At 52.6% G+C, this 13,971-nt stretch carries 11 protein-coding genes; all 11 read left to right on the top strand.

Annotated elements, in window-relative coordinates; translation table 11 throughout:
• The first annotated feature begins 31 nt into the window (after window positions 1–31).
• The 11 genes from WFJ73_RS29430 (at window position 32) to WFJ73_RS29480 (ending at window position 13,928) form a co-directional block, all read left to right on the top strand.
• Window positions 32–316: a hypothetical protein gene (locus WFJ73_RS29430; RefSeq protein ID WP_336776458.1), complete on the top strand. Its 285-nt coding sequence runs from the start codon at window positions 32–34 to the stop codon at window positions 314–316.
• Complete coding sequence (locus tag WFJ73_RS29435) at window positions 273–2,078, top strand: cache domain-containing sensor histidine kinase (protein ID WP_336776459.1); 1,806 nt, start codon at window positions 273–275, stop codon at window positions 2,076–2,078. Before WFJ73_RS29430 ends, WFJ73_RS29435 begins: the two co-directional genes overlap by 44 nt.
• Window positions 2,075–3,694 (top strand): response regulator transcription factor, encoded by a 1,620-nt coding sequence (locus tag WFJ73_RS29440; protein WP_336776460.1) that lies wholly within the window; start codon window positions 2,075–2,077, stop codon window positions 3,692–3,694. Before WFJ73_RS29435 ends, WFJ73_RS29440 begins: the two co-directional genes overlap by 4 nt.
• Before the next feature lie 225 nt (window positions 3,695–3,919).
• Window positions 3,920–5,230, top strand: coding sequence for an ABC transporter substrate-binding protein (locus WFJ73_RS29445; RefSeq protein ID WP_336776461.1), 1,311 nt, complete (start codon window positions 3,920–3,922; stop codon window positions 5,228–5,230).
• 99 nt (window positions 5,231–5,329) lie between these two features.
• Complete coding sequence (locus WFJ73_RS29450) at window positions 5,330–6,262, top strand: carbohydrate ABC transporter permease (RefSeq protein WP_336776462.1); 933 nt, start codon at window positions 5,330–5,332, stop codon at window positions 6,260–6,262.
• Between the two features lie 14 nt (window positions 6,263–6,276).
• Entirely contained in the window at window positions 6,277–7,137 is an 861-nt protein-coding gene (locus WFJ73_RS29455; protein ID WP_336776463.1) for a carbohydrate ABC transporter permease, read from the top strand.
• A gap of 11 nt (window positions 7,138–7,148) precedes the next feature.
• Window positions 7,149–8,624: a sulfatase gene (locus WFJ73_RS29460; protein ID WP_336776464.1), complete on the top strand. Its 1,476-nt coding sequence runs from the start codon at window positions 7,149–7,151 to the stop codon at window positions 8,622–8,624.
• Between the two features lie 149 nt (window positions 8,625–8,773).
• The gene (locus WFJ73_RS29465) at window positions 8,774–9,775 is read left to right on the top strand and encodes a formylglycine-generating enzyme family protein (protein ID WP_336776465.1); all 1,002 of its coding nucleotides are present in this window, start codon (window positions 8,774–8,776) and stop codon (window positions 9,773–9,775) included.
• Between the two features lie 556 nt (window positions 9,776–10,331).
• A complete protein-coding gene (locus WFJ73_RS29470) occupies window positions 10,332–11,681 on the top strand; it encodes an extracellular solute-binding protein (protein WP_336776466.1) in 1,350 nt (449 codons plus the stop codon).
• A 98-nt stretch (window positions 11,682–11,779) separates the two neighbouring features.
• Entirely contained in the window at window positions 11,780–13,084 is a 1,305-nt protein-coding gene (locus WFJ73_RS29475) for a carbohydrate ABC transporter permease (RefSeq protein WP_336776467.1), read from the top strand.
• A gap of 1 nt (window position 13,085) precedes the next feature.
• Window positions 13,086–13,928: a sugar ABC transporter permease gene (locus WFJ73_RS29480; protein ID WP_336776468.1), complete on the top strand. Its 843-nt coding sequence runs from the start codon at window positions 13,086–13,088 to the stop codon at window positions 13,926–13,928.
• Window positions 13,929–13,971: the final 43 nt, after the last annotated feature.

The raw sequence follows: 13,971 nt of genomic DNA on the forward strand, positions 1-13,971 counted from the left end.
AAGCTGGACGGAGCGGGGAGGCACGGAGCAAGTGAATGCTTTTGAGAAGCGGAGCATCCGCCTTTGTTTTCAAAGTTTAACCTTAAACCAAATTATAATCGGAAACTTTGAAAACAACAGCGGTCGAAAGAGCATTCACTTGCGTAGTGCCAGTCACAGCGAAGTAACCGCATCCTCCAGCGTCCAACCAGTTACCCGCAACAACCAACTCTTTTTATGTTATAGTATTGGTTATTTAAATCGACTTACGCAAAACGACGGGGGAGCTTCGCATGGTATGGAACTGGTTTATACGGAAAAGCAGCGTGCAGAATAAGTTTCTGATCGCTTCGCTGGTGCTGATTATTATACCGCTGGGACTGTTCGGGACGATCTCGCTGCAAATCTCCAAGGACTCCATCACCTCCCAGGTAAGCCAGTCGAACCTGAAGATGCTGGGGCAGATTGCGGATAAAACCGACCGGATGCTGGATGACATTATCGCGGTGTCGAACCAGTTCTTCCTCAGTACCGAAGTGAACCACGCGTTTACGCAAGCCTTTGATCCAAGCAGCTACGAATATGCGATGCAGCGGGCTTCCTTCGATCAGATGTTATCCAATTCCATTTATTCGTTTAACCGGATCAGCTTTCAAGTGCTGCTGAGAGGGCTTAACGGCTTTGAATTTCCGGGCAGCGGCATGGAGGAGACGTTGTCTCAGCCGGTCAGTTCGTATTCGGACAAGGAGTGGTACCGCGCCGCCGTCTACGGCCAAGGCCAGATTATTTGGGTAACCGAGCCGATGCCGGAGCTGACGGGAGTAGACCGGGGAGCCGCATTCTATGGCGTACGGATCAGCAAACGATTTGAGAGCGGTTCGCCTACGGGGATCGTGGCGGTCAGCGTCGACGAAAGCTCGCTTAACGACTTATACAGCAGCGCGCTCGATAAAGCGCAGGAGATCGAGATCGTGGACGCAAACGGAAGAATCATCTCCTCCGGCCATAAAGACCAGATTCGCGAGTCGCTGGCCAGCCGGCCGTATTATTATAAAATCCGGGATTACGATTCCGGTTATTTCAGGGCGGAGGAAGGCGGAAAGGAGCAGCTCATCTCGTTCCAGACGATCGGCAAGACGAATTGGAAGCTGATTTCATACACGCCTACGGCGACGGTATTGTCCAGCATCAACCAGCTCCAGACGATCGTTATTCTGGTTTTTGCGGGAGTTGTGCTGCTTGCGTACGCATCCTCTTATTTCATGGCGAGGCGCCTTGCCGTTCCGATCAAAAGATTGTATAACCATTTTGGACGGGTGGAGCTTGGCGATTTGTCGGTCCGTCTTCCCGTTAACTCGGAGGATGAAATCGGGCATTTGACGAGAAAGTTCAACCGCATGCTCGAACGGATTCAAGAGCTGCTGGAAAATATCCGGCTGGAGCAGGAGCGCAAAAGACATGCGGAGCTCCAGGCGCTGCAATCGCAGATCAACCCGCATTTCCTGTACAATACGCTGGCCTCGATCCGGTTTATGCTCGTGAAGCACAAGCCGGAGACGATTGATTCGGTTATCGTGGCGCTAGTGAAGCTGCTCAAGCAATCCATTTCGAAGCAGGACGAGCTTATCCCGATCGGGGAGGAGCTGGAGATGGTCCGGAATTATTTATACATTCAGCAAATTAGGCAAGGGGACCGGATGGAGGTCCGGTACGAGCTCGAAGAGGAGCTTTACGAATACAAGACCATCAAGCTTATTTTGCAGCCGTTGATCGAAAATGCGATATTCCATGGCCTGGAACGCAAGGGAGAAGGACAACGGCAGCTTATCGTGAGAGGGTATATGGAACGAACCGATATTTGTTTTGAGATCGAGGATAACGGGGTTGGGATGGATCTTGGGGACATGGAATCCAAGGCAGCGGGAGAGCAAGACGAAAAATTGGTTCACCGCGGAGGCTACCGGAACGTTCACGAACGGCTTCAGCTGAATTTTGGCGAGAATTACGGAATCAGCGTGCAATCGCAAGCCGGGGCGGGAACGACGGTCCTCGTCCGGATACCCGCTATACACAAATGGGAGGAGGTGCGGACAAAATGAATATTCTCATTGTGGATGATGAACCGATGATCCGGGAATGGTTCCAGATGACGGTGGAGCGGACGGGCGGCGATTACCGGATAGCGGGCGAAGCTTCGAACGGCGAGGATGCTTTAACCTTTTGCCGGACCAATCCGGTTGATCTTGTCGTTACGGATATCAAGATGCCCGGAATGAACGGGATTGACCTGATCAAAGCGCTGAAAGAAGAAATGCCGCATATTCGGTCGGTGGTCTTCAGCTCTTACAGCGAGTTTCAATTCGCGGCGGAAGCGCTGAAGTTTGGGGCAAGCGAATACATTTTGAAGGCGGAAATTACGCTGTCCGGGCTGGAACAGATTTTGCAGAAAATCAAGAAGGATATTGACTTGGATCAACGGGCGGCCAGCGAAATAAACGCTCTTAGATACAGCTTGAACGAAAGTCAGGTTACGCTTCGCAATGCCTATTTCCGCGAACTCTTGGAGGGTGGACGGGAGGCGGCGAATGGATTCGCGGAGAGAATGGAGCGTCTGCATATCGGGTTGTCCGAGAAGCATCTTGCCTTGCTTGTTGTGGGAATCGTACGGGGCTCGGAACCGCTGCGGATCCGGGAGGAAGGGCTGCTGCAAAACGCGGTCATTAACATTCTGGACGAGACGCTGCATCATGAGCTGGGAAACGGCTGCTCCTTCCTCTACAAGCCGAATCTGTATATCATGCTCTGCAATTCGGTTCATACGGGATTGAAGTCGCAGCGCGAATCGCTGCTTGTGCTGGCAAGCCGGGCAAGCGAGCATTTGCAGCGGTTTGTCGGAGCCAATGCCGTGATCGGAATCAGCCATATGTACAGCAGGCTGTCTTATTTGCCGGAGCAGCTGTCCGAAGCGCTTGCGGCTGCGGACCGCCATTTATTTTACGGCGATCCCGGCATTGCCTGGTATGAAGAAAACGGCGGTGCAGGCAGCGCGGCTTACAGCAACATCGGGTCCGGCTGGACGTCAACGCTTCAAGGCTATCTGGATAACGGACTGACGGCTAGAGCCGGCTTGTTCCTCGAGAAGATTATGGACGAGATGGAAACGGGGAGACAGCTGTCAGCCAAGCAAGCAAGGTCGCTGGTGCTGGAGTTGATTTACATTGCGGTTAACCGCGGCCGAACGGTAGGCGTTCCGACGGAGCAGCTGGAGACGCTCTATATTGACGCCCACGTGGAGGTTCAGTGGTATGCAACGTTCCGCGAATTGTCCGGCTGGGCGAGAAGCGTTTTTCATCAGATCATGGATCGGATCAGCGCGCGGCGTCCGCAATATGGCGAAGCGGTGGAACGGGCATGCGAATATATTACGCTGCATTATGCCGAAGATTTGATGCTGCAGGATATCGCGGATCATGTTCATCTTAGCCGGACGTACATCAGTGAATTGTTCAAGAAAGAAACGGGCATGAATTATAACGAGTACCTGATGCAGGTGCGAATGGAAAAAGCGAAGGAGCTTCTGAAACGGCAGACGCTGAAGGTTGCCGATGCTGCGGCGCTTGTCGGTTATTCGAATACGAGCTATTTCATCAAACTATTTAAGAGCTATACGGGCTTGTCCCCGGCCGAATATATGGAGCGGCAGCGAAGCGTCTAAATAAATACCGATCCTACAAACATCGCGATAACGCGGTGTTTTTTTGTGAAATCCGAACAGCGGAGTATGGAATCCGAATATTTTGCTAGTCCCTTAAGGCGGAGGAGCGAGGCTGCTCATTATTTCTGTACTTTTGTGCTGAAAGACCGGAATCTTGCGTCACTGGCGGGCTCCGCCATTCTTTATACTTCACAGTAGATTCAACAAAGGGAGGTCATAGGAGATATGAAAAGAAGAAAAAGCATCATGACGGCGCTTTGCGTGACGGTGCTGGCCAGCGTTGCGCTAACCGCATGCGGCAGCAACTCCACTCAGCAACTGAATCCTAAGGACAACGGTTCTTCAGGCGGCAGCAAGACGCTGACATTCTGGCGGGCAGGCACGGACGCGCCGGAGAAAGCGTATTGGACGCGCGTTATTCAGGAATTCGAAGCCAGCCATCCGGGCGTGAAGGTGAACTACAGCGAGGTTCCGTTTGGCAACGACATGGAGACAAAGCTGAATGCCGCTTATGCCAGCGGTACCGCGCCTGATGTGCTGTCTTACACACTGGCATCGGTTGCCCAGCGGGCGAATCTTGGCCAATATGAACCGCTTGATTCTTATACGGACAAGTGGGAAGGCAAAAGCGACATGATGGAAAGCGTGCTGAACACCGGCACGTATAAAGGCAAGGTTTACGGACTTGGCTTTATTCCGGACCCTCGCGTTCTGTTATGGCGCAAAGACCTGTTCGAAGCGGCGGGACTTGATCCCGAGAAGCCGCCGGCAAGCTGGGAAGAGCTTGCGAAGGATGCGGAGCTTCTGACGAAGAAAGACGGCAATACAACGGTGATGGCGGGTTTGGCCATTCCAACGGCTAACGCTTGGACCTTCTGGCAGTCGTTTGTCCTGCAGAACGGCGGCAAAATCATCGATGCGGATAAAAACGAGCCGCTCTTCGATTCTCCGGAATCGATTGAAGCGACGCAGTATATCGTAGACCTGGTGAAAAAAGGCGTAACGATCCCGAACGATTCGGCGAAATCCAACGAGAACCTGTTCCCTAACGGCAAAGCCGCAATCGCTTATGACAGCCCGGCTGCCTACGTCAACACGCAGAAGGATCATCCGGAGCTTGCCGGCAAAATTGGCGTGTCGGGTCCTATCGAGCGCAAAATAAAAGCAACCTTCGCCGGTATGCGCCTGCTCTTCATGAGCTCGCAAAGCAAGCAGAAGGATCTGGCATTTGAATTCATGCAAACGGTCATGTCCAAGGAAGAGACCTGGAACCGTTACAAGGAGCTTGGCACGCCGGTTGTCCTGAACTCGCTGAAGGATGATTACATCAAGGACAAACCGGAAATGAACCAAGCGGTATTTGACGCGGTATCCTACGGGGAAGGTGCCGCAAAGGTCACTTACTCCAGCAAAATGTACGAGATCATCAGCCAGCATCTTGAAGCAGCCTTCTACAACACGAAATCGGCGGAGCAAGCGATGAAGGATGCTGCCGCAGAGCTGAAAAAAGAGCTTCCAAACTTGATTACCAACTAACTGGCATCCATTTAGCTTGGGATAGGCGCCTGCTTCTGTAAGAAGGGCAGGCGCCTTTTTTAAAGGATTTTCTCATTGAAGGAAGAGAGGTGAGGCGTTATGAATTCCGTGAATTCGGCGGCAGCAGCAAGCAAGGTGACAACTTCGAAGAGCCGGCGGCGCGCCCCAATCGATAAGGCCGGGTATTTGTTTATTGCTCCGGGCTATCTCGTTTATTTCGCGTTTATTTTTATCCCACTGCTGGTAGGGTTGTATTACAGCTTTACGAACTACAACTTTTACTCAACGCCGGCTTTTGTTGGTTTCGACAACTATGTAAGGCTGTTCCATGACAAGCTGTTCGGCACGGCGGTGTACAACACGTTTATTTATTCCTTGTTTTCGATTTTCCCGCAGATGGCATTAGGCCTCTTGCTCGCGGTACTGCTGAACGGAAAGCTGAGAGGCCGCCTGTTCGCCCGCGTCAGCGTTTATATTCCGAACGTCACCTCCATGGTTGCGGTATCGATGATCTGGCTGTGGATTTACGATCCGTCCCTCGGGATATTGAACCGCGTGCTGAAGACGTTTGGCCTTGCCCCGGTGCAATGGCTGTACGATCCGAGCACGGCAATGGCCGCCATCATTATGATGGGAATTTGGAAATCGATCGGATACACGATGATCGTGTATTTGTCCGGTCTGCAGTCCATTCCGGCAAGCCTTTATGAAGCCGCTCATATGGATGGCGCAACAAAGGTCCGGCAGTTTTTTGCCATCACGATTCCGATGCTTAAGCCAACAACGTTCTTTATTCTGGTTATGTCCTGCATCAACTCGTTTATGGTGTTTGAGCAGGTCAACATTTTGACTAACGGCGGACCGCTGAACAAAACGACAACCATTGTGCATCAGATTTACCTGCGAGGCTTCCAGGATTTCCAGATGGGCTACGCATCGGCGATGGCGATGGTCTTGTTCGTGATTACGCTGCTTATTACTTTGCTGAATTTCCGTCTCGGAAATAAAGGGAATGACACCGATGTGGATTAGGAGGCGGAACCGTAATGACTAGAAAATGGTCTACTGTAATTTTTTCAATCGTTATGTTTATCATTGCATTGCTTATGCTGTTCCCGTTCTTGTTAATGGTCGTGACATCATTAAAGACGATGGGCGAGATCCAGTCCCCGACGTTTACGTTTATTCCGAAACATTGGCTATTCGACAATTACTCGGTCGCCATGGGACGAGGCGATTGGCTTCGATATTTCTATAACTCGTTTATCGTAACCGGCGTTACCGTTGTATTCAGCCTAGTGTTTAACTCCATGGCGGGCTTTGCTTTTGCGAGGCTTCGTTTCCCGGGCCGGGACGTGCTCTTCTTCTCCGTGCTGATCGGCATTATGGTACCGCCGCAGGCGACGATGATTCCAACCTTCCTGATGATGAAGATGTTCCCGTTCTTTGGGGGCAATGACTGGCATGGGCAAGGCGGCTTTGGCTTCATTAACAGCTATACGGGGCTGGTGCTGCCGTTTATCGCGGGCTCCTTCGGGATTTTCCTGTGCCGGCAATATTTCTTGAACTTCCCTCGGGCGCTTGACGAGGCGGCGCAGATTGACGGAGCGAATGTCTTCCGCGTATTCTTCCAGATCTATCTGCCGCTCAGCAAGCCGATTCTGGCAACGCTGGCGATCTTCAAAACAACGGCAACGTGGAACGATTACATGTGGCCGCTTATCATGACCAACACGGAGCATATGCGAACCGTGCAGCTTGGCCTTACCATTTTCCGCAGCGAGACGAACGTAGAATGGAATTTGCTCATGGCGGCAACTACCTTAGTCGTATTGCCTCTTGTATTATTATTCTTGGCAGCGCAGAAATACTTCGTGCAGGGGATTGTAACAACAGGTCTGAAATAAGGGGTGCTTTCATGCGAACGATTATGATTATGCTCGATACCTTGAACCGAAGAGCTTTATCCGCTTACGGCGGCGAGGGCGTTCGGACGCCTAATATCGACCGGCTGGCGGAGCAGTCCGTTGTCTTCGACCAGCATTGGTCCGGTTCGCTGCCTTGCATGCCGGCGCGGCGCGATATGCTGACGGGACGGGCTGCTTTTCTGGAAAAGGGCTGGGGCGGCATTGAACCGTTTGACCGTACTTTGCCCGCGTCGCTGCGGGAGTCCGGCGTGTTCAGCCATATCGTGACCGACCATTATCATTATTTTGCCACGGGCGGCGAGAACTATTGCCAGTCCTTCTCCACGTGGGATTTCCACCGGGGGCAGGAGGATGATCCTTGGGTTTCTTCTATTAAAGATTTGCCTGCGCCGGAACGCTATTATGGTCAGGTACGCGCGCAATGCGAGAAGAACCGTACGCGGTTTCTTCGCGAAGAGGATTATCCGGGGCCAAGGACTATTCAGGCGGCATGCGACTGGCTGGAGAAAAACGGACGCGAGGACCGGTATTTCCTGACCGTGGAAGCTTTTGACCCGCATGAGCCGTTTGATACGCCTGATCATTATTTACAGATGTATCAGGACAACTATGAAGGTCCGGCCTATAGCTGGCCGAAATACGGCACCGTTGACGTACCGCCGGAGGCGCTTGCCCATATTCAGAAGCGTTACGCGGCGACTCTTACGATGATTGACCATTGGCTTGGCAAGCTGCTGGATACGATGGAACGGCTGGATATTCTGGACAATACGCTTGTTATTTTTACAACCGACCACGGTTTATTGCTCGGCGAGCATGAACAGACCGGCAAAAACGTTATGTATGTATATAACGAGCTGGCCAATATCCCGCTGATGATTCGTTTGCCTGAAGGCCGGGCCGCGGGTACCCGCATCCAGGCGCTTACGCAAAATATCGATCTTATGCCTACCATCCTGGACTATATGGGTGCTTCGATTCCGGATACGGTGCAAGGCTCTTCGCTTCGCGGATTGCTCGAAGGAACGCAGGAGAAGGTGAGGGAAGCGGCTTTGTATGGCTACCACGGGATGTGTGTCAATGTCACGGATGGCCGTTATACGTATATGCGCGCACCGGTCTCGGAGGATAATTATCCTTGTTATGCGTACACGGCTATGCCAACAACCTTCCGATCCTATCTTGGACGTGTAGCGCCGGAGCGCATTGAAGCGGGCCGGTTCCTGCCTTATACGGCATATCCGGTGTTCAAAATTCCGGAGAGCACGCAAGGAGTAACGTATGCCCGGAATCAATTCGTCATGGAGACGCGGCTGTATGACCTTGCTCGGGATGAGCATCAGGAGCATCCGCTTCAGGATGAAGCGGCTGAGGCACGGATGATGGAGCTGCTTGTTGCGGGCATGAAGCAGGCGGGAGCACCGGAGGAGCAATATGTCCGGCTTGGACTAATCGAAAAAGAATAGAGCAGAGGGCAGTATAAGGCCTTCCGTTAGTTTACGTGCGGAAAGCGTTGTACTGCCTTTTCTTATTATGGTAGTGTTGAAATAAGAGATTTATAGAAAAGCTAGCTAGTTGGATCATAGACACTTCTTATACGGAGAGGAAGTTGAAGATGGCACAGGAATCGGATCTTAACACGGGAAAATCCTGCTGTTCAACCGATCGTTCATCGGTTGTTATTGCCCCAAAGAACCTGAAGCTGAAAGCAGCGGTCAAACCGGCGGACTCCAAGCCGGCTGCCGATCCGGATACGGCGGGAATGCTGTTTATTCCGGGCGGAGCCTTCCTGATGGGGACCAATGATAAGGGAGGCTTTGCGGCAGACGGGGAAGGACCGGTTCATAGCGTTACCGTAAACAGCTTTTATATGGATGAAACGGCGGTAACGAACGAGCAGTTCGGACGTTTTATTGCGGCAACGGGTTACGTCACCGAAGCTCAGAGGTTCGGCTGGTCTTATGTGTTCCATCTGTTCGTTTCGGAGGCGGAAGCGGCGAAGGTGAAGACGGTGCCGCAGACGGCCCCTTGGTGGTATCCGGTTGAGGGCGCGGACTGGAACCATCCGGAAGGACCCGATTCTCATATCGAAGGCCGCGAGGATCATCCGGTTATTCATGTCAGCTGGAACGATGCGATGGCGTATTGCGAGTGGGCAGGCAGGCGTCTGCCGACGGAAGCGGAGTGGGAATACGCGGGCCGCGGCGGACTTGTGCAGAAGCGTTACCCTTGGGGCGATGAGCTGAAGCAAGGCGGCGAGCATAACTGCAACATCTGGCAGGGTAAATTCCCAGTCAAAAATCACGCCAGCGACGGTTACCTGGGAACCGCTCCGGCCAAGAGCTTCAAGCCCAACGGCTATGGCCTCTATAATATGGCGGGCAATGTATGGGAATGGTGCTCGGATTGGTTTAGTCCGGCCTATTACCAGAGCGGCGAGAACGATAACCCGCTTGGCCCGCGTACCGGAGAAGGCCGCGTCATGCGGGGCGGCTCGTATCTCTGCCACAGCTCCTACTGCAACCGCTACCGGGTAGCGGCGCGCAGCAAGAATACGCCCGACAGCTCCACGGGCAATTGCGGCTTCCGCACGGTGCTGTCGGCACCGCAGCAGTAATGGAAAAGCCGTCTACCAAGCTAGCAATTAGCTTGGTAGACGGCTTTTTTAGTACCATCAATCGCGGTGGCACGCCGCACATTTGCAAAGCTAGGCGCGTCAAACCGTCCGCCCCCCCACTCGAAAGCGCCGTTTTCTTTAGGCTTAACGATGCCGCGCATCGTTAAGCTCCCCGAAACAGCTCGCGAGGGCTGTCTTAACGATGTCGCACATCGTTAAGACGCGCCAAATCTGCCGACCCCACCCGAAAGCGCCTTTTTTCCCGAGCTTAACGATGCCGCGCATCGTTAAGCTCCCCGAAACAGCTCGAGAGGGCTGTCCTAACGATGTCGCACATCGTTAAGGGCTGTAATTGCCGCAAGCACGGTTCCCCCTGAATTTTTCATTAAGCTGCTTCCTTCTGTCTCGTCCTACTTACAAGTCACAATCTTATCCTTTCAGGTCACCGGATTGGTAGTGAGACTCCCCCTCGAAATCCTACAATTAACTCATGAACCACGGCATACCGGGGTCAACAAACCTACAAGAGTTGATAAAGGGAAGGGAGCTCTCAACGATGTTAAAGAGCAAAAAGATGCTTATCACGCTTAGCTTGCTGGCTGTATCCATGTCGCTCGCCGCATGCGGCGGCAACAATAACGGCAACGGTACAACGACCAGCAATGCCAATGCCTCGGCCAGCGCAAATACGAACGCTAATTCGGAATCGCCAAGCGCGGACGCTGCGGCAACCGCGGCGGAAGCGAACGGGCCAACGGAAGCGAAGCCAACAGAGTTGACAATCTGGCCGGATACGGCGGAAGACAAACTCGCGGTTATCCAAGCGGCAGCAGATAAATACACTGCCGCAACAGGGATCAAGATCAACATCAAGCCGGTAGCGATGAACGATCAGCCGGATGTGCTTGCGCTCGACGGTCCCGCCGGCAAAGGGCCGGACTTGTTCTACCAGCCGGGAATCGGCAGCCTTGTCGTAAAAGGTCTCGTGCAGGAAGTTAAAGCGTCGGATGAAGTAAAAGGCACCTACACACCGGAAGCACTTGCGGCTCTTAGCCAAGACGGCGTCCTGTACGGCCTCCCGCTAGTAACGGAAACTTACGCTCTCTTCTATAATAAGAAGCTTGTCCCTAATGCGCCGGCAACGATTGCGGACCTCGAGCAAATCATGAAAGACCAGACCAACGCGAAGAAGCAGAACTACGGCTTCCTCTTTGAAGCGGCAAACTTCTACTTTGCATGGGGCTTCCTCGGCGGCGAGGGCGGTTATATTTTCAAAGACAATGCTGGCAAATACGACATCAACGATATCGGTCTGAACAAGGAAGGCACGGTAAAAGGCGCTTCCCTGATCCAAAGCTGGTTCAACAACGGTTACCTGCCTAAAGGCGTTAACGGCGACATCGTTGGCGGCCTGTTCACGCAAGGCAAAGTTGGCGCGGTTATCAACGGACCTTGGGCCATCAACGATTACAAAAAAGCACTCGGCGACGATCTTGCCGTTGCTCCAATCCCTACACTTGAAGGCGGCGCACATCCAACCTCCTTTATCGGAGTAAAAGGCTGGATGCTCTCCAAGTTCTCGAAGAGCCCGGAGTGGGCGGCAGACTTCGCAGCCTTCCTGACGAACGAAGAGAACGCGCTTGAATACTTCAAGAAAACAGGTGAAGTTCCTCCGGTTATCAATGTACTGAACAATCCGGTACTGACGGGTGATCCGCTTGTAGCCGGCTTCTCGCAGCAAATCCAATACGGCCAGCCGTTCCCTACCGTTCCCGAGCTTGACCATGTATGGGATCCAATGGCGAATGCGTTGAAATTTATTACGGAAGGCAAAGACGTGCAAGCTTCCCTGGACGATGCCGTCAAACTCATTAACGACAAGATGAAAATGGCCGGCGCGAAGTAAGGCAATCCTCGCTCGGCAAGCCATGAAACAAGGAAAGGGGCTCTTACAGCCCCTTTCTCTATTAAATCGCATTCGGAAATATGGAAGGTGAACCAAACATGAACATCAACGCCCTGGAGCCGGCGCCCCAAGCCAGGCAAAGTCATCATAATCCCGCTCTCGCGACCGTCTTGTCCATCGTGCCTGGATTAGGCCAGCTCTATAACCGCCGCTGGATTAAAGGAATTGTATTTCTTGTAATTGGCTTAAGCTTGATCATTGCGTTGTCCGTGCCTATCGCAAACAGCATCGCGGGAATGATTACGCTCGGGGACAACCCGGAGACCGACGATTCCCGTAATTTGCTGGTCCAAGGCTTGTTATCCTCTATCATTGGCGTTATCCTGCTGGGCCTGTACGTGCTGAATTTGCTGGATGCCAGGAAGGATGCGCGGAAACGCCGGGAGGGTATGCGCACGCCATCCGTCCGGCAGGCCTTCCAGGACAGCTGGGAGCATGGCTTCCCGTATTTCGTCGTCGTGCCGAACTTCATTATGATGGCGCTGATCGTTATTTTCCCGCTGCTGTTTATGATCTCTCTTGCTTTTACCAACTACAACCTGTACAATTCTCCGCCTGCCCATCTGCTGGATTGGGTTGGTTTTGCGAACTTCAAAGCCCTGTTCACGGAAGCCGTGTGGAGCAAAAGCCTGTTTACCGTTCTATCCTGGACGGTGGTATGGACGCTTGTCGCGACAACGCTGCAAATTATGCTGGCCTTTTTCCTTGCGGTTATGATCAATGACAGCCGCGTTAGGTTCAAACGCCTGATCCGTACGGTAATGATTCTCCCCTGGGCGGTTCCGTCGTTTATGACCGTGCTTGTGTTTGCGGCGATGTTTAACGATACGTTTGGCGCGATTAACCGGGATATTTTCTCCCACTTTGGCGTGTCGATTCCATGGCTGTCGGATCCGGCCTGGGCGCGCGTGGCGATTATCGGCATTCAGGTATGGCTTGGTTTCCCGTACGTATTCACGCTGATTACCGGGGTGCTGCAAGGGATCTCGAAGGACTGGTATGAAGCAGCCGATGTGGACGGAGGAAGCCGCTGGAAAAAATTCCGTTTCATCACGATGCCGCATGTGCTGTTCGCAACGGCTCCGCTGCTCATTATGCAGTATTCGTACAACTTCAATAATTTCAATATTATCTACCTGTTCAACAAGGGCGGCCCTCCGGTGCCGGGCCAGAACTCCGGCGCAACCGACATCCTGATCTCGTGGGTGTACAGCCTGACGTTTAAGGAAAACAACTACAAAATGGCTGCTGCCGTATCTATCATCATGGGGATTGTCGTAGCGGCGTTTGCTCTCTATCAATTCAGCAGAACCCGTTCCTTCAGAGAGGAGGATATGTACTAAAATGAAACGTTCGCTTAAATCCGCTCTGGAAGTGTCCGGCATTTATCTGGTTGTCCTTATCATGTTCGTCCTTATTTTGTACCCGCTGCTCTGGGCGTTCAGCATGTCCCTCAACCCGGGCACCAGCTTGTTCTCGCTCAAGATGATCCCGGACAACTGGTCGCTGGAGCATTATGAATGGCTGTTTAACAATCCGAGCAGCAACTACACCCTGTGGTACAAAAATACGCTGATCATCGCGTTTGCGAACGGTCTAGCCTCGGTCTGTATCGTATCCATCGTTGCGTACGTGTTCTCGCGATTCCGGTTTGTCGGCCGCAAGAACAGCATTTATACGTTCCTGCTGCTGCAGATGTTCCCCGTCTTGATGGGGATGGTGGCGATCTACCTGCTGCTCAATACGGTTAACCTGCTGGATACGTTTTTGGGTCTAATCCTGATCTATGTATTTGGCGGCTTGCCGATGAACCTGTTCCTTGTAAAAGGGTACCTCGATACGATTCCGCGCGACCTCGACGAATCGGCCAAAATCGACGGAGCCGGCTACCTGACGATTTTCTTCCGCATTCTGGTGCCGCTTGCCAGCCCGATTATCGCGGTTGTTGCCTTGTTTACGTTTATGGCGCCGTTTTTCGATTTCCTGACGCCGCAGATCATTATCCGCAGCCCGGAGAAGTTCACGCTGGCGCTAGGCTTGTACAACTTCATTAACGATAAGTTCGCGAACAACTTTACGATGTTTGCCGCAGGCACGATCCTGATTGCGATTCCGATCTCGATTGTCTTCCTGCTGCTGCAAAGGTTCCTTATTTCCGGTCTTGCGGATGGGGCAACCAAAGGTTAGAAGCTTGTAATTCAAGCGAATGCTTACGAGGTATGAATCATCA

The sequence above is a fragment of the Paenibacillus sp. MMO-58 genome (genome assembly GCF_037146255.1).
Classification (GTDB): Bacteria; Bacillota; Bacilli; order Paenibacillales; family Paenibacillaceae; genus Pristimantibacillus.